This is a genomic window from Butyrivibrio sp. XPD2002, assembly GCF_000423945.1.
Lineage (GTDB): Bacteria > Bacillota > Clostridia > Lachnospirales > Lachnospiraceae > Butyrivibrio.
In genome coordinates this window covers 1-26442 of sequence record NZ_AUIY01000004.1, presented here as the reverse complement: position 1 = coordinate 26442, position 26442 = coordinate 1, and the positions used below count along the sequence as shown (strand labels likewise).

22 protein-coding genes, 6 tRNA genes, 1 rRNA gene and 2 pseudogenes are annotated in these 26442 nt (G+C 43.3%); 3 read left to right on the top strand and 28 right to left on the bottom strand.

Features of this window, described 5'->3' with window-relative positions; genetic code table 11:
* Nucleotides 1–251 precede the first annotated feature (251 nt).
* From metG to G587_RS0103060, 10 genes are all read right to left on the bottom strand, one after another.
* Nucleotides 252–2309, bottom strand: coding sequence for a methionine--tRNA ligase (metG, locus tag G587_RS0103110; RefSeq protein WP_026491047.1), 2058 nt, complete (start codon nucleotides 2307–2309; stop codon nucleotides 252–254).
* A gap of 14 nt (nucleotides 2310–2323) precedes the next feature.
* Nucleotides 2324–3199 carry a methionyl aminopeptidase gene (locus G587_RS0103105; protein ID WP_026491046.1) on the bottom strand — a complete coding sequence of 292 codons (876 nt, stop codon included), beginning with the start codon at nucleotides 3197–3199 and terminating at the stop codon, nucleotides 2324–2326.
* An 81-nt stretch (nucleotides 3200–3280) separates the two neighbouring features.
* Nucleotides 3281–4840 carry an O-antigen ligase family protein gene (locus G587_RS0103100; RefSeq protein WP_026491045.1) on the bottom strand — a complete coding sequence of 520 codons (1560 nt, stop codon included), beginning with the start codon at nucleotides 4838–4840 and terminating at the stop codon, nucleotides 3281–3283.
* Nucleotides 4841–4956: 116 nt separating this feature from the next.
* Nucleotides 4957–5679: a leucine-rich repeat protein gene (locus G587_RS0103095; protein ID WP_026491044.1), complete on the bottom strand. Its 723-nt coding sequence runs from the start codon at nucleotides 5677–5679 to the stop codon at nucleotides 4957–4959.
* Nucleotides 5680–6294: 615 nt separating this feature from the next.
* Complete coding sequence (gene rpe / locus G587_RS0103085) at nucleotides 6295–6945, bottom strand: ribulose-phosphate 3-epimerase (RefSeq protein WP_026491043.1); 651 nt, start codon at nucleotides 6943–6945, stop codon at nucleotides 6295–6297.
* A 196-nt stretch (nucleotides 6946–7141) separates the two neighbouring features.
* Nucleotides 7142–8083 (bottom strand): transketolase family protein, encoded by a 942-nt coding sequence (locus G587_RS0103080; RefSeq protein ID WP_026491042.1) that lies wholly within the window; start codon nucleotides 8081–8083, stop codon nucleotides 7142–7144.
* Nucleotides 8084–8095: 12 nt separating this feature from the next.
* Complete coding sequence (locus G587_RS0103075) at nucleotides 8096–8926, bottom strand: transketolase (protein ID WP_026491041.1); 831 nt, start codon at nucleotides 8924–8926, stop codon at nucleotides 8096–8098.
* Between the two features lie 127 nt (nucleotides 8927–9053).
* Nucleotides 9054–9752: an L-ribulose-5-phosphate 4-epimerase gene (locus G587_RS0103070; RefSeq protein ID WP_026491040.1), complete on the bottom strand. Its 699-nt coding sequence runs from the start codon at nucleotides 9750–9752 to the stop codon at nucleotides 9054–9056.
* Between the two features lie 72 nt (nucleotides 9753–9824).
* A complete protein-coding gene (locus G587_RS0103065) occupies nucleotides 9825–11420 on the bottom strand; it encodes a xylulokinase (RefSeq protein WP_026491039.1) in 1596 nt (531 codons plus the stop codon).
* 50 nt (nucleotides 11421–11470) lie between these two features.
* Nucleotides 11471–12568 carry a GntR family transcriptional regulator gene (locus tag G587_RS0103060; protein WP_026491038.1) on the bottom strand — a complete coding sequence of 366 codons (1098 nt, stop codon included), beginning with the start codon at nucleotides 12566–12568 and terminating at the stop codon, nucleotides 11471–11473.
* Nucleotides 12569–12864: 296 nt separating this feature from the next.
* Between G587_RS0103060 and G587_RS0103055 the strand changes: the two genes are divergently transcribed.
* Complete coding sequence (locus tag G587_RS0103055; protein WP_026491037.1) at nucleotides 12865–13422, top strand: hypothetical protein; 558 nt, start codon at nucleotides 12865–12867, stop codon at nucleotides 13420–13422.
* A gap of 98 nt (nucleotides 13423–13520) precedes the next feature.
* Here G587_RS0103055 and G587_RS0103050 read toward each other — a convergent pair whose 3' ends face one another.
* From G587_RS0103050 to G587_RS26830, 10 genes and pseudogenes are all read right to left on the bottom strand, one after another.
* Nucleotides 13521–13961 carry a restriction endonuclease gene (locus G587_RS0103050; protein ID WP_026491036.1) on the bottom strand — a complete coding sequence of 147 codons (441 nt, stop codon included), beginning with the start codon at nucleotides 13959–13961 and terminating at the stop codon, nucleotides 13521–13523.
* A gap of 23 nt (nucleotides 13962–13984) precedes the next feature.
* On the bottom strand, nucleotides 13985–14851 hold the full coding sequence (gene rsmI / locus G587_RS0103045) for a 16S rRNA (cytidine(1402)-2'-O)-methyltransferase (RefSeq protein WP_026491035.1): 867 nt from the start codon (nucleotides 14849–14851) through the stop codon (nucleotides 13985–13987).
* Nucleotides 14841–15596: a tRNA1(Val) (adenine(37)-N6)-methyltransferase gene (locus tag G587_RS0103040; RefSeq protein ID WP_026491034.1), complete on the bottom strand. Its 756-nt coding sequence runs from the start codon at nucleotides 15594–15596 to the stop codon at nucleotides 14841–14843. Before G587_RS0103040 ends, rsmI begins: the two co-directional genes overlap by 11 nt.
* Before the next feature lie 439 nt (nucleotides 15597–16035).
* Nucleotides 16036–16926 (bottom strand): annotated as a pseudogene (locus tag G587_RS26530) (PSP1 domain-containing protein); the annotation flags it as partial.
* 3 nt (nucleotides 16927–16929) lie between these two features.
* Complete coding sequence (locus G587_RS0103030; RefSeq protein WP_026491033.1) at nucleotides 16930–17961, bottom strand: DNA polymerase III subunit; 1032 nt, start codon at nucleotides 17959–17961, stop codon at nucleotides 16930–16932.
* 33 nt (nucleotides 17962–17994) lie between these two features.
* The gene (locus tag G587_RS0103025) at nucleotides 17995–18435 is read right to left on the bottom strand and encodes a YaaR family protein (protein ID WP_026491032.1); all 441 of its coding nucleotides are present in this window, start codon (nucleotides 18433–18435) and stop codon (nucleotides 17995–17997) included.
* A gap of 15 nt (nucleotides 18436–18450) precedes the next feature.
* Complete coding sequence (locus tag G587_RS0103020) at nucleotides 18451–19044, bottom strand: hypothetical protein (RefSeq protein ID WP_026491031.1); 594 nt, start codon at nucleotides 19042–19044, stop codon at nucleotides 18451–18453.
* A 1-nt stretch (nucleotide 19045) separates the two neighbouring features.
* On the bottom strand, nucleotides 19046–20515 hold the full coding sequence (locus G587_RS21170; RefSeq protein ID WP_035785607.1) for an aminotransferase class I/II-fold pyridoxal phosphate-dependent enzyme: 1470 nt from the start codon (nucleotides 20513–20515) through the stop codon (nucleotides 19046–19048).
* Between the two features lie 100 nt (nucleotides 20516–20615).
* The gene (locus tag G587_RS0103010; protein WP_242830024.1) at nucleotides 20616–22379 is read right to left on the bottom strand and encodes a carboxylesterase/lipase family protein; all 1764 of its coding nucleotides are present in this window, start codon (nucleotides 22377–22379) and stop codon (nucleotides 20616–20618) included.
* 135 nt (nucleotides 22380–22514) lie between these two features.
* A pseudogene (locus tag G587_RS26830) lies at nucleotides 22515–22648 on the bottom strand (sugar ABC transporter permease); the annotation flags it as partial.
* 25 nt (nucleotides 22649–22673) lie between these two features.
* On the opposite strand from G587_RS26830, the gene G587_RS25300 reads away from it, so the two are divergent.
* Together G587_RS25300 and pckA are read left to right on the top strand one after the other, a co-directional pair.
* Entirely contained in the window at nucleotides 22674–22850 is a 177-nt protein-coding gene (locus G587_RS25300) for a hypothetical protein (RefSeq protein ID WP_155829405.1), read from the top strand.
* Nucleotides 22851–23024: 174 nt separating this feature from the next.
* The gene (gene pckA / locus G587_RS0103000; RefSeq protein WP_026491029.1) at nucleotides 23025–24638 is read left to right on the top strand and encodes a phosphoenolpyruvate carboxykinase (ATP); all 1614 of its coding nucleotides are present in this window, start codon (nucleotides 23025–23027) and stop codon (nucleotides 24636–24638) included.
* Nucleotides 24639–24764: 126 nt separating this feature from the next.
* Here the strand turns inward: pckA and G587_RS21165 are convergent, their stop codons facing one another.
* From G587_RS21165 to G587_RS0102960, 8 genes are all read right to left on the bottom strand, one after another.
* Entirely contained in the window at nucleotides 24765–25301 is a 537-nt protein-coding gene (locus G587_RS21165) for an HD domain-containing protein (RefSeq protein ID WP_051200637.1), read from the bottom strand.
* Between the two features lie 160 nt (nucleotides 25302–25461).
* A tRNA-Phe gene (locus tag G587_RS0102990) sits at nucleotides 25462–25534 on the bottom strand.
* Nucleotides 25535–25543: 9 nt separating this feature from the next.
* Nucleotides 25544–25617: transfer RNA gene (locus G587_RS0102985), tRNA-Met, on the bottom strand.
* Between the two features lie 13 nt (nucleotides 25618–25630).
* Nucleotides 25631–25712: transfer RNA gene (locus tag G587_RS0102980), tRNA-Tyr, on the bottom strand.
* Nucleotides 25713–25720: 8 nt separating this feature from the next.
* Nucleotides 25721–25793 (bottom strand) — tRNA-Thr (locus G587_RS0102975).
* Between the two features lie 31 nt (nucleotides 25794–25824).
* A tRNA-Val gene (locus tag G587_RS0102970) sits at nucleotides 25825–25897 on the bottom strand.
* Nucleotides 25898–25927: 30 nt separating this feature from the next.
* Nucleotides 25928–26001 (bottom strand) — tRNA-Asp (locus G587_RS0102965).
* A 94-nt stretch (nucleotides 26002–26095) separates the two neighbouring features.
* A 23S ribosomal RNA gene (locus tag G587_RS0102960) occupies nucleotides 26096–26442 on the bottom strand; the annotation flags it as partial.

Sequence of the window (26442 nt, the reverse complement as noted above, 5' to 3'; positions counted from 1 at the left end):
ATAATAATTTTACCTTTGCAATTTTTATTATACAAGCTATTAAGCGCTTATTTTTCTAAAAATACTATTAATTCTCATATTTTTTATATAATTTTTTGTTTTCTTCATTCATTTAGGTAAATTGTGTGAAAATAGATTGTATTTGGTTTGTCTACTAAAATTCAGTTTATAAATCTCCAAAAAAATATAAATTATAAGAAAAACCCGATAACTTCCAAGATGAAATTATCGGGTTCGTATTTATATAATTATTAGCAGATCTCTGCTCCTGAGGGCATAGCCTTCTCAGGTGTCATAAGTGCAAGGTTACCTTCTGCATCCTCTGCACAAAGGAGCATTCCTTCAGATTCAACACCGGCAAGCTTTGCAGGCTTAAGGTTTACCAGAACCATTACCTTCTTACCTACCATCTCCTCGGGAGTATAGTACTTGCGGATACCGGATACTATCTGCTTTGTCTGGCTTCCGATCTTAACCTGTGAGCAAAGAAGCTTCTTGGACTTCGGAACTGCCTTGCAGGCGATGATCTCACCTACCTGGAACTGCATCTTCATGAAGTCATCAAAGGTGATCTCATCCTTTGCAGGGATATCGATTCCTTCTGCTGCCTCGCCTTCCTCAGCCTTGTCCTCAGCGCCGCCGATAACAATGGCATTAGCTTCCTTGAGCATTCCAGCCTTGGTAAGATTTTCCTTAGCTCTCTTCTGAGACTCGATGAAGTCAGCCTTCTGCTTCTCTGTGATCTTGGCAGCTTCAGCAAGAACCTCGTTAAGGTCTTTTCTTGCAAAGGTCTGCTCAGGAGCATCAGTTACCTTTGTGCCGCTCTCATATTTTCCGAAGGTATCAAGAGTATCAAAGTCGCGGCTCTTTGTGTTCAGCATAGAGAGAATCTTCTCTGCTGTTCTGGGCATGAAGGGCTCAAGAAGACTTGTTCCGATTGTAATACCCTCAACAAGGTTGTAAAGAACTGTTGAAAGTCTGTCAGCCTGTGCCTCATCCTTTGCAAGGTTCCACGGCTCAGTCTCATCAATGTACTTATTGCAACGCTTGAATACTGCGAAAATCTCTGTAAGAGCATCAGCAACCCTGAGCTCATCCATCTTCTTCTCAACCTTCTCGTAAGCGCCTGTGCATACTGCCTTGAGGTCAGCATCAACGCCGCCTTCTACGCCCTTGTCAGCTACAACGCCATTGAAGTACTTATTGGACATTGCGATTGTTCTGTTTACAAGGTTACCAAGTGTATTGGCAAGGTCTGAGTTGTAACGCTCAACCATGAGCTCCCATGTGATCACACCATCATTGTCATAGGGCATCTCGTGAAGTACGAAATACTTAACAGGGTCAACACCGAAGAGACTTACAAGGTCATCAGCGTAGATTACGTTGCCCTTGGACTTACTCATCTTCTCGCCGCCCTGAAGGAGCCAGGGATGTCCGAATACCTGCTTCGGAAGAGGCTCACCAAGTGCAAGAAGGAAAATAGGCCAGTAAATAGTATGGAATCTGATGATATCCTTACCGATAAGATGAAGGTCAGCAGGCCACCACTTTTTATAGTCCTCGCTGCTGTTATCCACATCATAGCCGATACCGGTGATATAGTTTGTAAGCGCATCAAGCCATACATATACTACATGCTTTTCATCGAAGCTTACAGGGATTCCCCACTTGAAGGAGGTTCTGGATACGCAAAGATCCTGAAGTCCGGGAAGCAGGAAGTTGTTCATCATCTCATTCTTACGTGACACAGGCTGAATGAATTCAGGATGTGTATTGATGTGCTCGATAAGCTGAGGTGCATACTTGCTCATCTTGAAGAAATATGCTTCCTCCTCAGCGGGATGTACGTCTGATCCGCACTCAGGACACTTTCCGTCAACAAGCTGAGACTCTGTGTAAAATGCCTCACACTCTGTACAGTACATTCCCTTATAGGATCCCTTATAGATATCGCCCTGGTCATAGAACTTCTTGAATATCTTCTGAACCTGCTGAACGTGATCCTCGTCTGTGGTACGGATAAATCTGTCATAGGATGTATCCATCATATCCCAGAGGCTCTTGATTGTACCTGCAACGCCATCAACGAATTCCTTAGGGCTGTTGCAGCCTGCCTCGATTGCTCTTGTCTCAATCTTCTGCCCGTGCTCATCAGAGCCTGTCTGGAAATGAACATCATAGCCATCTTTTCTCTTATATCTTGCAATAGCGTCAGCAAGCACGATCTCATAGCTGTTTCCGATATGAGGCTTACCTGATGTATAAGCTATCGCTGTAGTGATGTAATATTTTCCTTTGTTCTGCATTTATAAAAATCTCCTTACCAACATAATATCTCGCAACCGGTCTCGGTAACCAGAACTTCTACTTCCCACTGAGCTGAAGGTGAACCGTCCTCAGTATAAACTGTCCAGTCATTATCAGCATCCACGAAAATCTTGTCCTCACCCATGTTTATCATAGGCTCGATGGTGAATACCATTCCGGGTACCATGATCATCTCTGTTCCCGGCTTACTTACAAAGCTAACCCAGGGTTCCTCATGGAAATCGTTACCACAGCCGTGTCCGCCAATCTCACGAACCACTGTGTAACCATTTTTAAGAGCGTGCTGATGAACTGCGTCGCCCATATTTCCAAGGGGTGTCCAGGGGATTACATTCTTAACACCTATATCAACTGCTTCCTTAGTAACATCCACAAGCTTCTTCCATTCAGGATCCACATCTCCGATGCAGAACATTCGTGAAGAATCTGAGTAGTAGCCATCCAGAATTGTGGAGCAGTCTACATTTATAATGTCGCCCTCCTGCAAAATATCGTCAGGAGACGGAATTCCATGACATACCATATCATTAATGGAAGTGCATACGCTCTTAGGAAAACCTTCATAATTAAGAGGTGCCGGGATACCGCCCATCTTCTTAGTTACATCAGCGACGATATCATCGATTTCCTGAGTCGACATGCCTGCCTTTATCTTGTCAGCTACCTCGTCGAGGCAGGCCATATTTATCTTCGCACTCTTTTTAATGCCTTCAATATCTTTTTCAGTCTTAATGAGTGATCTGTGGGGAACTATCTTACCTTCCCTCTGAAGCTTGATGATCTTGTCATCAAAAGCCTCGTGGCAAGCCTTGTATTTCTTACCACTCTGGCACCAGCACGGTGCATTTCTATCCATCTTTTTATACATTATCTAAATATCAACCTTTCTAAATATTACAGGTTTACGCATAAAGTCTATTATCTAGTATGCCTTTACTGCTTATTATTGTCAATTTGCAATCTTTGTTTTTCGCTCTTCCGATAAGGCCATGGCAACAAACAGATACATAAATGATGTTGCATATACATGCTGGAAAAAGAATATGCTGCATGCAAAATAGCCTGAAAGGGACAGGAGCGCCATCATTGAAAGCCTGCTTTTATCTGCTCTTTTCCAAAGTGCAGCAAATGAAGTTATTATAAACCCGGCGTAGGTGATGCACCCCAGAATACCGTTTTCAACAAGGAAGTGAAGGTATTCATTATGGGCGACCATCAGCTTATATTTTCCATACATTTCAATCAGGCTCTCTTCAAAGTCCGGAAAAGAGTATATGTATGCCGCAAACCCGCCCTGGCCTGTTCCAACAAGCTTTCGCCAAAAGGGAAGTCTTCCAAAGCCGTACACCGCACATCTCCAGTTAAGGCCTCTGTGCGTTCCCCAATCGTAATCAAACCTCAGCATTCTGATATTGGCAAGGCTACCCGCCTTTTGGGGCGAATTAGTAACAACCACCATTGCGATCACAATGAGAATTATTCCCAAAAGGAGCCCTGCCACCATTACCTTATATAGAATTTTCAGGGCTTTACCCTTCCATTCTTTTTGTCTTGTAGCATATAGCATGGCCATGATAACCAAGGCTACAAATATTATCAGAACTCCTACATGCTTTCTCAGGAGTGAATTAACTGCATCATTTTCATCAACAAAAACAAATTTATCATGAAAGAACACAAACACCAGAACATATACTATCTCGGTAACTACGCCAAACATCGCGATAATTACTGAAAATCTCTGTAGCATTTCTCTTTTGCTGATACAAACGCCAAATAAAATAAATAGCTCTGCCATCATCACCGGCAGTATGGTGTCACTTCCAATCACCCATGCTCCCATAAAAATGAAGGCATCGACAAAAAGTGCTATCATCCTGCGCATTCGGTTTTCTTCATATATATAATAGGCAATTCCTGCACCCATAAGACAGGCCACATACATTGTCGCCCAGTTGGTCTGTCCAAGAGTTGAAATAAATCCGGGATAGGTATTACCCATCTTATTAGGGTAGATGTCGAATCTGTTTAGAACTGTCAGAAGTCCTGTAATTCCGGCGCCTATGCCGGCAGCGATCCAGATGGAGAGCTTGTCCTTATAATAGTAAAAAACAAGAAGCATGGCTCCGATAAACAATAGCTGTACACGGAATCCCATGTGCCAGCTCCCATTTCCAACCCAAGAGGTCTTATGATTGCTTGAGAATATCCATGAGATAATATGTGACAACAGATGCGTAAGCACAAATATAATAGGTAGTTTTGGCCTGCGTTTTAAGTTTTCTCCTCTTAAGCATCCGGTCTCTACTAGATAACAGATAAATCCACATATTATTATGAATGCTGTTGTTACAAGCCTGTATATCTTATACTTTGCATTAGCTATATCACTGTATCCGTTCTGATAAAAGAAGGGCACAAACGCCAGCATCACTATCAGATAGTAGGTTGTTATCTGTTCCCCATAATCGTGAATAACCTCTAAAGTGGTTTTTCGCTCCTGTTTCAAATTGCTCCTCCAACAAATGTATTTATTAACTCTTGATTATTATACTTATAGAAAAAAACACAGGCAAGGATTTCTCCCTGCCTGTGTGGTATTTACATCTTATCAGTTAAAGAAAATCAGCTCTTCTTAACCTTTGTGCCCTTCTTGTAACCGGTCTTCTTAGCAGCTGTCTCAAGCTTACCCTTGATCTTGTTGAACTGCTTCTTAGAAGCCTTAACCTTGATTGTCTTAAGCTTCTTGCAGCCCTTTACGAAGGTCTTATCAATCTTGCCCTTCTTAAGCTTCTTACCGTTAATCTTGAAGCTCTTAAGTTTCTTAGCGTTCTTAAGTGCATACTTGCCGATCTTCTCAAGAGGAGCTTTGGATGCATCAAACTTTGTAAGGTTCTTACAATCCTTAAGTGCGTTTGTGCCAAGTTCCTTGATGTTAGCACCAAGTGTGAGCTCTTCAAGTGCTGCACTGCCTGTGAATGTGCCTTCCTTGATAGCTGTTACAGCAACGTCTTTATCGTTTACTTTGATAGTATCAGGAATAACAACCTTCTTAGCATCTTCCTGCTTAGCAACTGAATAAGCTACTGTACCATCAGCGGTACTCTCATACCAAGCATTCTTGTCTGCTGTCTTATCAGCATCATCCGGAACAATCTTTTCACCTGCTGTCTTTTTCTCGAGAACTTCTGCAGCATCTGAACCACTCTTTCCTGCATCACCGGCTGAAGCAGCACTAACAACAATACTGGTCTCCCCTACTACTGAAGGAGCTACGATGCCAGCAACAGCACCAAAAGCAATTACTGCGGCTAAATTCATAGCCATAACATGTTTGTTAAGTTTCATACTTGTTTCCCCTTTCATGAAGATTACTTTTCTTAACTTCACACTCTATAATTTTAGAAGTCATGTACAAGTATAACGCTTTTGAGTGAAATTTCAATACAATTATTTCATTTTTCTTACAAAATATTGAAATAAATAATCATTTTATCAGAATTTTATTAAAATTTAATAATTTGGACAAATGAGAATACCATAAAAATAGATTATTTAGAACCTGATGCTTTATAAGATTTATGCAATTGAAGATTTTCACAGTCAGGTGGGGAATTTACAAGAGAATCGTTGCGCACTTTACAGCCTGCATTTCTGCAGTCTCTGCATCTGTATCCTGAGTGATTTGAATACATCTTTTTACATTCAAGTGAGCAGAAGGCATGATAGCTCTCTCTTGCCGTAAACATCCTTCCACAATTCATACAAATATTTCTTACATTGTGCGCCATAACTTTACCCTTACTTTCACTAATGGGTATACTTCCACTTTAATTATACGTTATAAGGCGCAGCAATTCTCGATATTTAGAAAAAATTTAGAGAAAATTAAGGAGCAAAGCCCTTTTTTGACTATGCTCCTTAACAATTTAGATAATATTTATATTTGCATAATATTCTTACTTACTGCATTTTCCCAAGTAAGTTTTTTACATTTTCTGATATGTCACCATTAAACACAGCAGAACCTGCAACGATAACATTGGCACCTGCTTCCAGAGGCACATTAACGTTATCAACAGTTACTCCGCCGTCAATCTCTACGTCAACTGAAAGTCCGGCGTCACTTATAAGCTTCCTTGCTTCCTTTATCTTGTCAGTACATTCATCCATATACTTCTGACCGCCAAATCCTGGCTCAACAGTCATAACAAGAAGCATGTCTATATGCTCCAGATAAGGCACTACAGCCTCTACCGGTGTTTTGGGTTTAATAGCAAGTCCAACCTTTTTACCGAGACTGCGGATCTTATCTATTACTTCTCTGGAATCTGATGCAGCTTCTACATGGAAGGTTATAATATCCGCACCGCTCTCCACAAAATGCTCAATATAACGGATAGGCTCCTCTATCATAAGATGTACATCATAGACCTGCTTAGAAGCCTTCCTTATGGATTTAAGTACCGGTAAGCCAAAGGATATAGAGGGAACAAATATACCGTCCATAACATCAAAGTGAAGGTACTGCGCGCCTGCTGCCTCAGTCTCCTTAATCTGCTGCCCGAGTATTGTAAAATCCGCTGAAAGAATTGATGGTGCAAGAATATTCATATCTGTTTAACCTCAAATGCATGTGTTTGTAAATTCCGAGCGTTTTTCCTGATTTGGTACCCAAAAACACCCATATTTTAACTCATTTCAATTAAATTTGGAAACAATAATCACAATATAATAATTTGGTACCCATTTTATGCGGAAAAATGGGTACCAAACTTAACAATTCTACGTATTTTTACCAAGCAATAACTTATTTAAGAAATTCCTTAACTGAGTTGAATACACCCTCTCCGTCAAGACCATACTTCTTAACAAGGTCACCTGCAGAACCTGATTCGCCGTAGCGATCCTGCATACCGATCTTCTTAACAACTGTAGGACACTCTTCAGAAAGAACATCACAAACTGCAGAACCAAGTCCACCAATTACTGAGTGCTCCTCAACTGTTACAACCTTGCCTGTCTTCTTAGCAGTTGCTACTACAAGCTCTCTGTCGATAGGCTTGATTGTGCAGATATTGATAACCTCTGCGCTTACACCCTCAGCTGCAAGCTTCTCAGCTGCTTCAAGAGCTGAACCTACGCCGATACCTGTAGCAATGATGCTGACATCTGTTCCCTCGCGGAGAACTGTTCCCTTACCAAGCTCAAACTTGTAATCAGGTCTGTCATTAACAATAGGGCAAGCTGCACGTCCGAAACGGATATAAACAGGACCCTCGTGCTCAGCTGCTGCGCGAACACAAGCTCTTGCCTCGATATCATCTGCAGGGCACATAACAACCATTCCGGGGATTGTGCGCATAAGTGCAAGATCCTCGTTACACTGATGGCTGGCACCGTCTTCACCTACTGTAATTCCGGCATGTGTTCCACCGATCTTAACGTTGAGGTGAGGATATCCTACTGAGTTACGAACCTGCTCGTAAGCACGTCCTGTAGCAAACATTGCAAATGTGCTGACAAAAGGAATCTTACCTGTTGTTGCAAGTCCTGCAGCGATGCCCATCATGTTGCACTCTGCAATACCGCAATCGATGTGACGATCCGGGAATTCCTTCTTGAACCAGCCTGTTCTTGTTGCTGCTGCAAGGTCAGCGTCAAGTACTACTACCTTGTCGTTTTCCTTTGCAAGCTCTATAAGTTCTTTACCATAGCTGTCTCTGGTAGCTATCTTCTTAACTTCGCTCATTTTAACCTCCAATTATTCTAAAGATGCGCCGATCTTTTCAAGATCTTCCATTGCCTTAGCATACTCTTCATCATTAGGTGCAACACCGTGCCATGAAACCTGGTTCTCCATGAAGGATACACCCTTACCCTTTATAGAGTGTGCAATAATTGCTGTAGGCTGTCCCTTGGTCTCTCTAGCCTCCTTGAAGGCTGCTCTTATAGCATCGAAATCATGTGCATCAATGTTGATTACATGGAAGTTAAATGCTTCAAACTTCTTGTCGATCGGGTAAGGTGAGCAAACCTGATCAACAGGTCCGTCAATCTGAAGACCATTGTTATCAACGATAACAACAAGGTTATCAAGCTTGCGGAAGCCTGCGAACATAGCTGCCTCCCAAACCTGTCCTTCTTCAATCTCACCATCACCTAAAAGTGTGTATGTTCTGAAATCTTTATTATCAAGCTTTGCAGAAAGTGCCATACCGCAAGCCGCTGAAATACCCTGTCCAAGTGAACCTGAAGACATATCAAGTCCGGGAAGGTACTGCATGCTGGGGTGTCCCTGAAGTCTTGATCCAAGCTTACGAAGAGTCTTAAGCTCCTCTACAGGGAAGTATCCACGCTGAGCCATTACTGAGTAAAGGCCGGGTGCTGTGTGTCCCTTTGAAAGAACGAAACGGTCACGGTCTGCCTTAACCGGATCCTTAGGATCAATGTTCATCTCCTCAAAATACAGATATGTGTAGATATCTGCTGCTGAAAGTGATCCGCCGGGATGTCCAGCTTTTGCAGCATGAACAGCTGTTACTATGCCCTTGCGGACTTCATTTGCAATTTTCTGCAATTCTTTGTTTGTCATAATTCCTCCACTTCCTTTTTTTCTTAAAAATCTTATGAAGTACTGCCCGGAATCCCAGGCAGTATCAATTTAACACAAATCGCAATATCCGACTATCGTTTTTTTGCGCTCTTTTTCTTAAAAATTGTTAATGCGCTTGACCGTAGTAAGCATTAGCGCCATGTTTTCTGTAGTAGTGTTTATCCTGAAGTTCCTGAGGAGCAGGCATAACTCTGGGATTAATAACCTCACATCTATATGCCATTTTTGCTACTTCCTCTGTAACTACTGCATTGTGAACTGCTTCGTGAGCATCCTTACCCCATGAGAATACTCCGTGGTTCTTACAAAGAACAGCGGGTACTGCAACCGGATCCTTGCCCATTGCATTGAACTCATTCACGATAAGATGTCCTGTGTTTTCCTCGTAAGCATCCTCAATCTCATCCTTAGTAAGGCATCTTACGCAGGGAATCTCTCCATAGAAATAGTCTGCATGTGTTGTGCCATAGCAAGGGATTGATCTTCCTGCCTGAGCCCAGCTTGTTGCATAGGATGAGTGTGTATGAACAACACCACCTATATCCTTGAATGCCTTGTAAAGCTCCACATGTGTGGGTGTATCTGATGAAGGATTAAGCTTTCCCTCCACCTTTTTACCGTTAAGATCCATGACAACCATGTCATCGGGTGTCATTGTCTCATAGTCAACTCCGCTCGGCTTAATTACGAAAAGTCCTGATTCCCTGTCAATCTCACTGACATTACCCCAGGTAAAGGTAACAAGGCCATACTTGGGAAGCAGAATGTTTGCTTCGTAGACCTTCTTTTTAAGTTCTTCTAACATGTTATATTCCTTTCTTTTCCTCTTGCCTTCCCCCTCTGGGGGAAGGTGCCCGAAGGGCGGATGAGGGTCCTATTACTTAAGTGTATCTACAGCCGCTCTCTCGATCTCGAGTCCCGCATTATAATCCTTCATAAACTCATCGAATCCCTTAACATCCTCTGCTACGGGCTCGCAGGTCTCAACCTTTCCATCCTTGAATACCTTGTTGTTAAGATACTGCTCAAGAGTCTCACCGTCTTCCTTGTTAAGCATGAAGCCTGCAAGAATAGCCTGACCCCAAGGACCGCCCTCACCTGCTGTTTCCATGAGCTTGATGGGTGTATCAAGTGCTGCTGCCATTACTCTGTCACCAACGCCTCTGATCTTGAAGAATCCACCCTGGCCAAAGAAGAAGTCAGCCTTTACGTTTTCTTCCTTCATAAGGATGTCGTTACCAACCTTAAGTGCACCAAGTGCTGTGTAAAGGTGTGTTCTCATGAAGTTTGCGAGGTTCATCTTTGCATCGGGTCTTCTTACGAACAGCGGTCTTCCTTCATTGAAGCCCGTGATGCTCTCTCCTGAGAAATAGTTATATGCAAGGAGTCCTCCGCAATCTGCATCGCCCTCCATAGCCTTTCTGTAAAGAGTTCCATAAAGTGTATCATCATCCACATCAGCACCAACAGCTTTTGCAAACTCTCTGAAAAGTCCTACATAAGCGTTGAGGTCTGAAGTACAGTTGTTGCAGTGAACCATGGCAACCTGCTCACCTGAAGGTGTTGTAACAAGGTCGAGCTCAGGATATGCCTTTGAAAGATCATGCTCAAGAACAACCATTGAAAATACTGAAGTTCCTGCTGAGATGTTACCTGTTCTTACGCCAACAGAATTTGTTGCAACCATTCCTGTGCCGGCATCTCCCTCAGGAGGACAAACCGGAATACCTGCTTCAAGTGCGCCTGTAGGATCAAGCTTCTTAGCACCTTCAGCCGTGAGCTTACCTGCCTCTGCTCCTGCAGGAAGTGACTTCGGAATGATGTCGCGAAGCTTGAAGGAATAGCCCTTTTTGGCTGTAAGCTTGTCAAACTGGCCTACCATCTTTTCATTGTAGTCACAGGTTGCTGAATCAATAGGGAACATTCCTGATGCATCACCTACACCAAGAACCTTCTCCCCTGTGAGCTGCCAGTGAATATAGCCTGCAAGAGTTGTGAAGAAGTCCACGTTCTTTACATGCTCCTCACCGTTTAACATTGCCTGATAGAGGTGAGCGATGCTCCATCTCTGAGGAATGTGATATCCAAAAATCTCTGTAAGCTCGTCTGAAGCCTTCTCTGTTATTGTGTTTCTCCATGTTCTGAAGGGAACAAGAAGGTTGTCATCTTTGTCAAAAGCCATATAGCCGTGCATCATTGCTGAAAATCCCATAGCACCGACCTTTGTAAGCTTCTCTCCATACTGCTCGTCAACATCCTTTACCAGCTTGCTATAGCAGTCCTGAAGACCTCCCCAGATATCATCAAGTGTGTAGGTCCAAACTCCATCCTCAAGTCTGTTTTCCCAGCTATGTGATCCCTGAGCGATAGGATTGTTATCCATGTCAGTAAGAACAGCCTTGATTCTTGTTGACCCAAACTCGATTCCCAAAAGTGTTTTGCCATCTGCGATAGCCTGTTTTGCATTTCCCATACTTCTTCTCCTTTTCCCGCTAAAAATTGTTTTATTGTCTTATAGAGGCTCTAAATCTCTTTAACCGATCCTCTTTTTGTAATATCTTCCTCAAATTCATAAGTGGCTGAAAATCCCGGGTGGTGTATAAGTCTCACCAGATTTTCAGCAGCCCGCTCTCCAAGCTTTTCCTTTGGATGCGGTATGGAATCTATCGGAGGCCTTGTGAGCTTGGCAAGGTCCGAATCATCCATGCTGACAAGTGAAATGTCAGCCGGAACCTTCCTTCCGTCCTCCTTTAGAATCTGCATTACCAGCGCCGCCACTTCATCGTTATAGCAAAAGACCGCCGTGCAATCAGAAAGCCTGTCGCGAATCTTGTCCTTGATATGCTCCTGGCTCTTTAAGTCCTCGGTATCAAGCCAGGTGATCCTTGAATCCTCCGGCGCCAACCCCTTCTCAGAGATAGCCTCCTGATATCCGCTGTATCTGTCCAGTCCCTGCCTGTCATCCATCTTAAGAACGCAGCCTATATTTCTGTGCCCACTATCCAAAAGACTCTTCACCGCCTTGTAAGCACTCTTCTTATCATTCATGGACACATGTGGAATACCACTTCCTCCGTCTTCCCCCGAAGATGTTCTCGTCATCTCGGGATAATAGCTGTTCATGAAAAGAATGGGTATCTTCATGGCTGTTATCTTAGACAAAAGATCCGTGTTGGGATTTGGAAGAGCACTTCTTGTGGGCTCTAAGATTATTCCCGCCACTTCGTCCTTTTCAATTATCTCCGACAGGATCTCCCTTTCCCTCACAGATGAATTGTTTGTAAAGAAAAGTTGTACTGTATATCCAAGCTCCCTTAGCTTACTCTCAATCCCTTGTATTGTCTTAGGAAAGATATAACTGTCAACATAAGTTGTAATTACAGCTATCCTGCTTCGCTCTCCGGTCTGCACCCTCTCGTCGGTGACGTAGGTTCCGCTTCCCCGCTCGGCAGTAAGGATTCCCTCCTGTACAAGTATCCCTATTGCGTGTCTCACCGTTTGTCTGCTTATATTAAATTGTACACATAGATCATTTTCCGACGGTATCTTACTTCCGGGAGCCAGTGCACCACTGCTCACCTGCTTTTGTATCCAGTCGATGACCTCTTGATATTTCGCCACGTTTCCCCTCCGGAAATCACTAAGTGATTACCTAAAAATCATAACTAGAGAGAATGATCAGGTCAATACATTTTGTCTTGTAATTTTGTACAAGTTTTTCAAGTTGTATATATACAAGTTTACCTATAAAAACAAAAAGCTCTTTACACTAGTCCCCATGCGGTTCCGTTTTTGAGCCTCCCTATTTTAGAAAAAATTAATACATAATAAATAGCCAATTTATGACTATAGGCTATGATGTATGGCAGTAACGTAGTTACATCCGAAACTTAATCGTATTTAAGGAGGGACTTCGAATGAAGAAAATTGTTTCTTTCGCTTTAGCAGCAGTTATGGTTTGCGCTATGTCTATTTCTGTATGCGCAGCTCCGATGACACCCGGCAGATTTTTACCCGGAGAGTATACTAACAACGCAGTTCTTAGTGGACTCTGGCTTGAAACCAATGATTTTATTCCTGTTTCTTCAGGTGTTGGTGATTTCACTCTTGACGGCCAGACAGAGTCAGGAATGACAGCAGATCTCTTCCATGTAAATCCTCGTTATACACGCACAGCTCAGTCAATTGCTGCAACACATGGTGCAACAATCGTTTGTGCTTTTGGCGTTAAGCTTCCGCCCCTTGTTTCAGGCGGCAGAGTAGTTTTACATGTTAAGGATGGTTTCGATATGCCTGCTAACCTTACTGCTGTTTCAATGCATGGTGAGAAGTTCAATACTATTGCTGTTGAGAGAGTTAACGACAGACAGATTGCTCTTAATCTGAATGCATCTGATAACCACATCTATCTCTTCCAGGGCGGCAATCTTGCAGCTGGCACAGAAGAGACATACAAGGCTTGCCTTGGCTGGTAATACTTATTGGGTAATTAAGAAAATAAAACCTTAATTGTCGGATTTGTAACTATGAATAGATCGAAAAAGAGCCGCCGGTTTTCCGGTGGCTCTTTTATTTACATACTATCTATATATCCCCTGTCCCAAAGCATTATCTTTAGCTTCCTGGCAAGCTCTACAGCAGGTGCCGTAAAGTACTGATTAGTCATAACAACGCCTATCATGCAGTCGTAGTAATCTCTTCCTGCGTAAACCTCCTGGACTGCCTTCACTCCAATAGGCTTATCGTAGCATTTGCACTGGATCGCATAGCTTACTCCATCCTTTTCAGCAAGGATGTCCGCTCCGAAATCCCCGCTTCCCTTGGTCACTTCAACATCCAGAAATCCATGCTCCCTTAAAAGGTCAGCGCAGTAGTATTCAAAGTCATGGCCCTCCAGTTCATCCATAGGAAGTGGCCTCTGTCTTCGAATTCTTACTATAATAAGTAGCCCAAGCAGAACAAAAAGAACTACCCCTGCAACGATCGCAAAAACCATTATGGTTTTATCTAACATAAAATAATTACTCCCCAAATGCGTTATTTGGATTTATCCAAAAGTGCCTGATAAATCTCCCTTTTTCCAACTCCTCTGTCAGAAGCAACCTGTTTCATGGCATCCTTGTGACTCATGCCGCTATTTTCATAGTAGGCCATGTGGTCCTCAAGGCTCATCTTTGTCCACTCCTCCTGCTTCTGTCTGTTCAGCTCCTCCAGGCTTACTCCCTCTATTACAAGGACATATTCTCCTCTGGGTTCATTTTCCTCGTAATATGCTATCGCCCCATCTATTGTTGTAGGCATCACCTCTTCGAATCTCTTGGTGAGCTCTCTGCATATTGAAATCTTCCTGTCACCCAGAGCTTCCTTTAAATCCTTTAAAGTTGCCTTAAGGTGATGAGGTGCCTCATACATTATGATGGTTCTGTGCTCATTTTGAAGCTGCTCCAGGATTCGGCGTCTTTCCTTTTTATCATCCTGTCCCGGTAAAAATCCCTCGAACACAAACCTTCTGGTATTAAGCCCTGAAAGTGTAAGCGCTGTAATACATGCAGCAGGTCCCGGAAGTGATGTCACGGTAATTCCCGCTTCATGGCACATTCTTACAAGAACCTCTCCGGGATCAGAGATAGCAGGAGTCCCTGCATCCGTGATAAGTGCTATATCCTTTCCTTCCTGCATAAGCCTTATGAGGTACTCAGCCTTCTCCACCTTGTTGTACTCGTGGTAGCTTGTCATTTCAGTATGTATATCGAAATGGTTTAAAAGCTTGATGCTGTTCCTCGTGTCCTCAGCAGCGATTAAGTCCACCTTTTCAAGAGTCTCTAAGACCCTTGCGGTTATGTCACTAAGGTTTCCTATGGGAGTTGCGCATAAATACAGCATACCCTGTGTGTTAGAAGCCATAATTCTCCTTCATTTCCCGGCTGTATTCTCCGGGCTTTTCATAAATAATCAGCGGTGGTTCTATAGCAAGCCTTGGCTTTCCATCCCTTGCACCCTCTATCAGAACCATGCCGGGTTCCTTATCAAGATACGGATGTATCAGTCTGATGCGCTTGGGCTCTATCCTGTTCTTGCGCATACAGTCAAATATCTCGGCAAGTCTGAAGGGTCTGTGCACCATAAAAAACTTTCCGCCGGGATGAAGCATGATCTTGGCAGCCCTCAGCACATCGTTTAAGTCGCACAGCACCTCATGTCTTGCTATAGCCTTGGGGCTGTCAGGATTAGTCAGACCGTGCCCCTTTATCATATACGGCGGATTTGTTGTTACAACGTCAAAAGAGGCAGGTTCAAATAATTTCTCCGCCTCTTTTATATCTCCGTTTACTATACTCACGCGCTCAGTTAAGTCATTGTACATGACGCTTCGCATAGCCATATCCGCACTGTCTTTTTGTATTTCAAGTCCTACGAAATGCTCCGCATTTGTCTTTGCAGACATTAGAATCGGAATGATTCCCGTACCTGTTCCCAGGTCAAGAACCTTATCGCCTGCTGCCGCTGTGGCAAATCCTGATAGCAGAACCGCATCCATTCCAAAGCAGAACCTCTCGGGATCCTGAATGATCATCAGTCCATTTCGCTGAAGATCATCCAGTCTTTCTCCTTCCTTAAGGAGCTTATCTTTGTCCTCAGTTCTTTGCATCCGATTCCTCACCGCGATTTCGGTTTCTGTTGTCCTGTCCCTTGTTATCCTGGTTTCCGGAATTCTGACCACGGTTATTGTGGTTCTTCTTATTATTAAAATTCCTGCGTCTGTTGTTATTCTTCTTATCGAAGTTCTTATGGCCCTTCTGCTGAGGTCCGTTTGGACCGTCATTCTGGCCATGATCCTGGGACTTATCACGATTGTCCTGGTTCTTATTGTTATCTTGGGTCTTATTTTCCTGAGCCTTGTTTTCCTGAGGCTTATTGTTGTTCTGATTCTTGTTGTTATCCTGGGATTTATTATTTCCCTGGTTCTTGTTATTGTCCTGGCCTCTGTTGTTATCCTGGCCCTTGTTTTCCTGATTCTTATTTCTGTCCTGATTATCTCTGTTCTGATTCTTGTTCTTCTGAGGCTTCTCAGAGGTATTAATATCTCTGTCCTGCTGCTCCAAAGCCTTTGCAGCCTCTTCGTCAGCATCCTTCTCCTTAGGACCGTTCTGCTTATGTTTCTGCTTTTTCCTTACAAGAGTAAGATCGTCCACATTTACCTCATGAACTTCCTTCTCATCATCAACATCAACAAGGATTCGAACAGTCTGTCTAAGAATATTTACACTTGCTACCTCGCCCTCAAGATCATCCTCTGTCTTAACGATATCACCGATTCCGGGCATCTTGCGGTTAAGCTCTTCATATACATCCTCTTCGTTTTTGAGGCAGCACATAAGTCTTCCACACACACCTGAAATCTTGGTGGGATTAAGTGACAGATTCTGCTCCTTAGCCATTTTTATGGAAACAGGTATAAAGTCTGAAAGATAAGAATGGCAGCAAAGCGGTCTTCCGCATATTCCATAGCCACCGATTATCTTGGTCTCATCTCTTACACCGATCTGTCTGAGCTCGATTCTTGTCTTAAACTCAGATGCCAGATCCTTAACAAGGTCTCTGAAGTCAATTCTTCCATCAGCAGTGAAATAGAACAGAACCTTGTTGTTGTCAAAGGTATACTCAGCATCTATAAGCTTCATCTCAAGACCATGCTTGATTATCTTCTCCTTACAGATCCTGAAGGCTTCCTTCTCTCTGACTCTGTTGTTCTTTTCCTGCTCGTTGTCCTTATCATTGGCCATGCGAAGCACTGACTTAAGGGGCTTTGTAACTTCCTCATCCTCAACATCCTTGGGATCTGAAAGTACTGTGCCGTACTCAACACCTCTGGCTGTCTCAACAATTACATGGTCACCCTTTTTTATATCAAAGTTACCCGGATCAAAATAGTAGATCTTGCCGGCCGTTCTGAATCTTACGCCGATAACTCTGGTCATATATTATAAATTCTCCTTTATATCAAGCATCAGCATCTCGAGAGTCATCATGCTGTTTACGTTGGCACGAATCCTTGTTCTCGCCCTCTCGATTGCATTTAAAATATTATCAATTTCCTTATAGGAACACTTATCCGTAACACTACTAATATACGACAGTTTATCCGCGAAAATCAAGTGATCCGCGCTCTTCTCCGCCTTGTAGACAAGAAGATCCCTGACGTAAAACAGCAGTACATCCAGAAAGTCATTTGTCATTATCACATCGGGCTTTTTATCCGATGAATCCTCAGGTGTAAGAAGGGCCAGAAGCCTTTCTGCCAGATCTCCCGCCTGAGTTCTCGGAAGTCTGTCCATCAGATCTATGGCGCCGTTCTTTAACTTCTCAAAGTTCTCATTTTCAGTCAAAAGGATAGCCTTGCCGACATTTCCCTGTGCAAAGGAAACCGCCAGCCTTGCCTTGTAATCCACAATTTTTCTTTTTTCCATGAGATATTTCTGTATGAGATCGTCCCTGACTGATTTTATCGGAAAGACTATACATCTACTGAGTATGGTTTGAAGAAATGCGTCTATATTTGAAGTCAGAATAATGATCGTAGTGTAAGCAGGAGGCTCCTCAAGAGTCTTAAGAAGAGCATTCTGCGCCTGAGCTGTCATTAGCTCGCCGTCCGGAATTATATAGATCTTATGATCCGAATAGGGCTTAATATAAACATCATCGCAAACCTGCGTCCTTATCTCATCCACACCTATTGAGGTCGGCTTTTCATGCATCACGACGCGGATGTCCGGATGTGTGCCCGCCAGCGCCTGCTTACAGGAATGACACTCCCCGCAGGGCTCGATATAGCCGTCTATTTCCTTCTTATCCTCACACAGAATCGCCTGAGCAAAGATATTTGCGATCATCTTTTTGCCGCTGCCCGTATCCCCCGATATTATGTATGCGTGGGATATCTTATCTGTCCTTAGAGCATTCTGCATATGCTCCTTTATCTGATTCTGCTCTATTATGTCTGAAAAAAGCGCCATTTACGGCAGTTCCTCCCCTGTACCTAACCTTTATTACGTGAAAATATCAAGCAAAAGGCCTTCAATCTGTCCAATTTTTGCCAGGATATTTATGTTGTCCTTTTCATCCTTAACAAGCTCCTGCGCCAGCTCGTCCAGGTTATCATCAATCAGCCTTATTATGCCGTAGACTCTGTGGCGTCCTCTTCTGTCCAGGAAGTTTTCTCTTGAAAAGGCGTGGGATCTTGTAACTATCTCATTAAGGAAATCCTTTATGAGAAGCCTGTATCTTTGCATGTCACGGATATCATTTTTCTTGGAGATCTGTTTTCCCTGCTGAACAATATCCTGCATCATGAGATTTAAGCGCTCGGCAAGTGACGCATCCTCGATCTTACTTGTAAGCGTGAATTTAAAATCCCCGCTTGCCTCCTGGACGCCCCCAGTCTGCTGAACCTGTGTGGTCTGCTGAATATTATCAATCCTGATATCCATAATAAACCCACCTCTTTACTTTGTCTCTTCGAGGATGAACTTCTCAATCTCCTTTATGCAGTCCTCAAGCTCACCGTTGTTGTCAAAGGTTCTTGTTATGCCTGCTGCTGCAAGCTTTTCATCTGCATAATCCGCCTTATCCGCAAGGAAGCGCCTGCACATTTCATCGTACTTTGGCTCCTCCTGCTTTTGCTCTCTCTTCATGGCTCTCTTCATGATCTCGCCGTCTGTGGCACTTATCATGAGCGGCACCACATTGCCCTCTCCGAAGTACTCACGAATGGATACAAACATTTCCACCGTTCCGATAATGAGGTAATTTCCCTTGGAGAGATCTATCTGTCCATCATCAACCGTGAAATAGTGCCAAGGGCCATAGACGGTGTTATATGTGCGCTCCTCTATTATTTTTCGGTCTGCCTTAAGACTCTCATAACGCTCTATGCTGCAGAAAAAGTACTGCACACCGTCCTTTTCCTTCTCACGCATAGGTCTTGTCGTATATATAATGACCTTGTTGAGGTCAACATTGCCCCTCTCCAAAAGGTGCTTATAAATTGTGTCCTTGCCACATGAGCTTCTGCCCATGATCTCAAATATCTTTCCCATATCAATCAGCGCTTTTTAATACGCTTACCTTTCTATCTCCGTTACCTGATATACAGACGCCCTGCACATTCATATCTGCATTAATGTATTCGCCTATATCATGGATCATCTGCTTTGTAAAAATCTCTCCCGGTGCAATAAGTGGTATCCCCGGCGGATACAAATTAATGAACTCACCAGACACTCTGCCGGAAGCTGTGGTGATATCCACCATCTCCCGCTCCGTATCCCATGCCTTATATATAGGGAAAAGTGCCTTTGGATACTCTGTGTTTATTACAGATTCCTTTTCAGTAATATCATTAATACCGGCTTTTTTTAACTCGGACTTTTCTTTAACGATATCCTCGTTTGTTATGCGGATATCCATGTCCTTTATGGCAGCTATGAGTCTCTCTATGCCATCCTTCGTATCATATCCCGTGATGATCATTAGCGCATAAAAGTCACCTGCCATCTCAGGCTGAAGTCTGTATTCTAATCGAAGTATATCATATATACGCTGCCCTGTGATAGCAGAGTCCCTTGCACACACAAGGACCTTGCAGGGATCTGAAATAATGCCCGCAGGTGCGATGAAGAGATTTTTGCAGTCAGCTGTTTCCTTAAGTATCCTGTCCTTATATTCCAGAAGTCCCCCGAATATCTCGTCTCCTCTTTTTTCAATATCTCCTATACAGGAATCTATTGATGACATTAATACGTAGGAGGGACTGCTTGACTGATAAATCCTGAGAAATCTCCGCAGCCTGTCTCTGTTTACAAGGTCTCCCTGAACATGAAGAATCGCTGTCTGTGTCATTGATGCCAAAGTCTTATGGACGCTGTGTATTACAATGTCCGCTCCTTCTGTCACCGCATTTAAGGGGAGCCCCTCATGCAATCCCAAATGGGCTCCGTGGGCTGCATCAACTATCAGGATTTTATTATACTTATGGCAAATATCTGCTATTTTTCTGATATCCGAGGATATTCCCTCATAGGTTGGTGAAGTGATAAAAACCGCCTCGGCCTTTTCATTTTCAGCGAGTTTCTTCTCAACCTCTTCGGGGTCTACCGCTCCCATAAGAAATCCCCCACCGGGGACCTTTACCCTTACAGGCGATAAGTATCGCAGCTCTAATTTTCTTAAATATGCTGCGTTATACAGCGCCTTATGGGAATTTCTTCCCACAATAAGAAGACCTCCCTCTGATACTGCTGCCGACACAGCAGACAACACTCCTGAGGTACTTCCGTTTACAAGGAAAAAGGTCTCGTCTGCGCCGTAAAGCCTCTTTGCCCTTTTTTGTGCCTCAAGTATCATGCCCTCTGCATCATGGAGGTTATCGTAATCATCTATTTCCGTAATATCTATATCCATGTATCCCGCCATGCTTCCGGCATCAGGATTTCTCTTATGCCCCGGCATGTGGAACGGATACAGATCACCATCTCTTAAGTTTTCAAGTTCTTCCTTTATTGTTTTCATAGGCCTCTCTTTCTACATATAACTATAATATCGCGAAAAGACTACCGCAACATGGCGGTAGCCTTTTCAAGTTGGTTTATGAAAAAGAGAGTAACCAATTTTAGTGCTGTATCTCCACATCTCCTCCAAACTCTAACTTAGGAATGATTGTCTTATGGAGATCTACAAGCTCGTTGTCAAAATTATGCCTGCATTCACAAGTTCTGTCGAATATCATTGTCGCCTCATCACCGGGCTTTGATGCATCCCAGGCAGGAAGCTCTTCATGATTCGGGTCGCCTGTCTTTGCAAAGTTAATAACTGCCTTAAAGATCTGCTCCTGAAGCTTATCTGAGACTCCCGGAACATTAGCCACAGGCACAAGATCTATATTGTGGAAGAAGAATGCAATATCGGAGCAGTGCCATGCCGGCTTGTTATGCTGAATCGGGAACTCTAAGGCAAACAGGTATGAATACACAGGTGCCTCAGGTCTCTTACTTGCTTCTTCAATAAGAACCTTGGTAGGTGCTCTGAAAATTGAGTCAAAGGACATAACATCAATAATCTTCTTATCAGGATATGCCTTTTTAAACTTCTCAATAAGCTCCTCTGTCTTACCCCCGAATATCCTTGTAAGTCTCTCCTTCATCTCATCCTCTGTCATCTTTGTCTTGTCAAAATCAAGAGGCATGAAAGCAAATTCTCCAAAGACGCTTCCGATCATCATCGGGATCTTTGCTGCGTTCTCGGTAAAGCCTGTAAACTGAGGCTCTCCCTGATACCAGTTATTGATCATAGGTGACATTCCAACATAGAGGCCCTGCTTTTTGATCTCAGGAGCAGCCTTTTCATAGGCTTCAACCAGTCTCTCGTAAGGCAGTGTCTGAAGCTTATCAACATCATTTTCAGTAAGACCAAGCTCCTTTAACATTGCGGTTACGATAGGCTTTCCATCACCTTTTCCTGTATCCATGAAGTCCTTACCAAGAACACCGCTCATTACGATGCCCTTGTGGAAGAGGCCGTCTGCAGCAGGAGTCTGCATAAGTGATGTAACCTTCATTCCGCCGCCTGACTGTCCAAAGATTGTTACGTTGTCAGGGTCTCCACCGAAGGCTGCAATATTTTCCTTAACCCACTTAAGTGCTGCCACCATGTCCGCATTACCGCAGTTGCCGGAATTTTTATACTTATCTCCAAAGGGTGAAAGATCCAGGTAGCCAAGGAGGTTTAGACGGTGGTTGATTGTTACAACAACCACGTCACCTTCCTTAGCCATAGCCGCGCCGTCATAGCAGAGCTGTTCTATGGAAGATCCTGCAAAGAATCCGCCTCCATGAAGCCATACCATAACCGGTTTTTTAGCATTTTTATCGAGCTCTGTTGACCATACGTTGAGGTTCTGGCAATGCTCATCCTGAGGCCAGTATGCATGGGGAACCATGAGCTCTCCGCGGGGTGTATCCTGGTGCATAAGCGGGCAGACCATGCCAAATGATGTAGCGTCCTTTATTCCTTCCCAGGGCTCAACCTCTGTAGGCTGACAAAAACGCTCTGCTTCTGCATAATGAACTCCCTTGAAAATATAAGTTCCGTCAAAAAAGTATCCCTGTAGTTTTCCTGCTTTCGTGCTTACGATAGTGGAATCATCCTGTCTAAACTGTTTCATTATTATGTAGCCTCCGTGTAAATCTGTGTTAACCTTGCCGCTTGATACCATATCCTTCATCTGGTCTGAAAGATGATATGTTCCGTCATCATCAACAACGTAGGTCTCACCCTCAACACCCATTGTTCCAAGCATCATTACCTCAGGTGTGTACCAGTAATCAAGATATCTGCATGCAAGCTCAAGATCCTTTGTTGTTGCCGCGATACCCATCTGTCCTTTACAAGCTCACTTGTGGAATATCCGATCTCAGGTGTGTCGCCTTCCTTCATTACAGGTGCACATGTTGCAACGATGTTGAAGTTATCATCCTCATTATACCCCTGTGACTTAAGTACTTCATCAGTGAATCCCGCATACAACAACCATTGAAATGAAGTACGGCATGTATGAAACAGTCTGTACCAGCTTCTTGTATTTAACTTTTTTACTTCATTAAGGAGAAGTGCAAAGATAATCGGTGCCGGGAATCCAAATACCACATCCAGAATTCCGATCACGCTTGTTATGCCTGCGCCTATAGCTGATATTTTCCAGGTTACAAAGGTTTTGGAATTTCATGATATTCCTATTGTCTCTTCAGACTTTGATATTGATGTAAATAAGACCTACACCTTAGATGAGCTCTCACTTACGGCACAATCCTTCATCTCTTTATTTAATGAGACAATTTCTCAGAAGTAGTAAATTATTTTCATATAATCCTGTTTATACCTGCAAATTTTAACTATTTGTTAAATTTCTATAATTTACGTTATTTTTCTGACAAAGTATTGTATAATGTAGTGTATGAGCGTTTAGCTGTTGTTTTTTCAGACAATCAGCTATCACAATAGAAAAAGAAAAGGAGTTAAAGAAATGGCAGAAATCAATTTAACACAGTATGGTATTACTGGCACAACTGAGATCGTTCACAATCCTTCTTATGAGCTTCTCTATGAAGAAGAGATGAAGGCTGGTCTTGAAGGTTATGAAAAGGGTCAGGATACTGAGCTTGGCGCTGTTAATGTTATGACAGGTATCTATACAGGACGTTCTCCTAAAGATAAGTACATCGTTATGGACGCTAACTCAAAGGATACTGTTTGGTGGACAACTGACGAGTATAAGAACGACAACCATCCTATGAGCGAGGAGGTTTGGGCAACAGTTAAGGATATCGCTAAGAAAGAGCTTTGCGACAAGAGACTTTTCGTAGTTGATGCTTTCTGCGGTGCTAACAAGGATTCTCGCATGGCGGTTCGTTTCATCGTTGAGGTTGCTTGGCAAGCTCACTTCATCAAGAACATGTTCATCGTTCCTACAGATGAAGAGCTTGCAAACTTCGAGCCTGATTTCGTTGTTTACAACGCATCTAAGGCTAAGGTTGATAACTACAAGGAGCTTGGTCTTAACTCTGAGACTTGCGTAGCATTCAACATCACAAGCCGTGAGCAGGTTATCATAAACACATGGTACGGCGGAGAGATGAAGAAGGGTATGTTCTCAATGATGAACTATTACCTTCCTCTTAAGGGTATGGCTTCCATGCACTGCTCTGCTAACACAGATATGGATGGTAAGAACACAGCTATCTTCTTCGGTCTTTCCGGAACAGGTAAGACAACACTTTCAACAGATCCTAAGAGACTCCTCATCGGTGATGACGAGCACGGTTGGGATGACAACGGCGTATTCAACTTCGAAGGTGGTTGCTATGCTAAGGTTATCGGTCTTGATAAGGACGCTGAGCCTGATATCTACAACGCTATCAAGAGAGATGCTCTTCTTGAGAACGTAACAGTTGACGGAAGCGGCAAGATTGATTTCGATGATAAGAGCGTTACAGAGAATACTCGTGTATCTTATCCTATCAGCCACATCGGCAACATTGCTTCAAAGGTTAACAAGATTTCCGCTGGTCCTGATGCTCAGAACGTTATCTTCCTTTCAGCTGATGCGTTTGGAGTACTTCCTCCGGTTTCTATCCTTACACCTGAGCAGACACAGTACTACTTCCTTTCAGGATTCACAGCTAAGCTTGCTGGTACAGAGCGTGGTATCACAGAACCCACACCTACATTCTCAGCTTGCTTCGGTCAGGCATTCCTTGAGCTTCATCCTACAAAGTATGGTGAAGAGCTTGTTAAGAAGATGCAGAAGTCTGGTGCTAAGGCTTACCTTGTTAACACAGGTTGGAACGGCACAGGCAAGCGTATCTCCATCAAGGATACACGTGGTATCATCGATGCTATCCTTAACGGTGATGTAAACAAGGCTGAGACAAAGAAGATCCCGATCTTCGATTTCGAGGTTCCTACATCTCTTCCTGGAGTTGATCCTGCAATCCTTGATCCTCGTGATACATACGCTGATGCTTCTGAGTGGGAAGCTAAGGCTAAGGATCTTGCTGAAAGATTCACAAAGAACTTCAAGAAGTATGAAGGCAATGACGCTGGTAAGGCTCTTGTAGCTGCTGGCCCTAAGCTTTGATAGCTTGATTTGGTTCAATAGATATAATAAAGGCGAATGCTTCGTGCATTTGCCTTTTTTTATTTTGCGCTTAACCTACATGAAAAAAGGTGCCATACGGCACCTTTAAACAATTTATAATCAATATCAATCATCTTCTCTTGGTATTTCGATATATCTGGCCTTTACCTTAGCTTTATGAAGTCCTAAGGTCTCCATAAGAGAACAATACTTATCAGCCAGTGTCACAATCCATGCTTCTCTGCAAAGCGGAGGAACAATCGTCAGAGGCCACATATGCTTCTGTATAATGTCCTTTTCCCTGGGTGTTAATACAAAGTCCCTGCTGGCATTTTTAAGCGCTGTACCGGGGTGATAAAAGCCATGAAGCTTAGGATGTATATTACCCTTATCCTTGCCATCTACATGCCAATCATAGAGGAAATAATCATGCAAAAGAGCGCCTCTTACCAGATCACGCTCAACACTCTTCGCATGCAGGAATCTGTTTATTCTAAGAGCTCTCTCTGCAACATTTATACTATGCTCATATACTGACATATCTCCGTGCTGGATAAAGCCATTGGATTTTATAAATGAGTGAGAAGAAAGAATCTCCTGTCCATGTTTCTTAAGTGCTTCTCTGATCTTACTCTTTCTCTCTAATTTCTCTTGCTTAGTCATTAAAATGGTACCACCTTTAAAAGTAAGTCTAGAGTTTATTTTAAAAGCATATTTTACAATAATCAATAAACAATTAATTAAATCACTATCTTCTTGAAATAAAATATCATTTATAAGTATTTGGGAAGAAAAGGAATATCAAAAAGATTAATAAAAAAGATGCCTAGACTCGGAATCGAACCAAGGACACGAGGATTTTCAGTCCTCTGCTCTACCAACTGAGCTATCTAGGCAAACTTGAGTAGCGGGGACAGGATTTGAACCTATGACCTTCGGGTTATGAGCCCGACGAGCTTCCAGACTGCTCCACCCCGCGTTATTTAGTTGAATGGATGGCGGTGGATTCGAACCACCGAAGCAATTTGCAGCAGATTTACAGTCTGTCCCCTTTGGCCACTCGGGAAGCCATCCATATAAAGAGCCGATGAGCGGACTCGAACCGTTAACCTGCTGATTACAAATCAGCTGCTCTGCCAATTGAGCCACATCGGCTTATTTCATGAGAATCTCTTCTCAGAAATAGTGGGGCCTATAGGGCTCGAACCTATGACCCTCTGCTTGTAAGGCAGATGCTCTCCCAGCTGAGCTAAGACCCCAGATTATATATACAAAAATTAGATTATGAACGACCCGAAGGGGGTTCGAACCCCTGACCTCCGCCGTGACAGGGCGGCGCTCTAACCAGCTGAGCCACCGGGCCAGATATTTCGTCTGTACCTTCAAAACCGAACACTAAAGATTTTAATACATCTATTTCAGAAAGTCAACACATTTTTTCGTTCTATATCCATTTTTTGGACAAGCCCTCGACCTATTAGTACACATCAGCTGAACATGTTACCATGCTTACACCTTGTGCCTATCTACCTCATAGTCTCTAAGGGGTCTTACTGCCGAAGCAGGGATATCTCATCTTGAGGGGGGCTTCACGCTTAGATGCCTTCAGCGTTTATCCCTTCCGGACTTGGCTACCCAGCCTTATGCATCTGGCGATGCAGCTGATACACCAGCGGTCCGTCCATCCCGGTCCTCTCGTACTAAGGACAGCTCCTCTCAGATATCCTACGCCCGCGCCGGATAGGGACCGAACTGTCTCACGACGTTCTGAACCCAGCTCGCGTACCGCTTTAATGGGCGAACA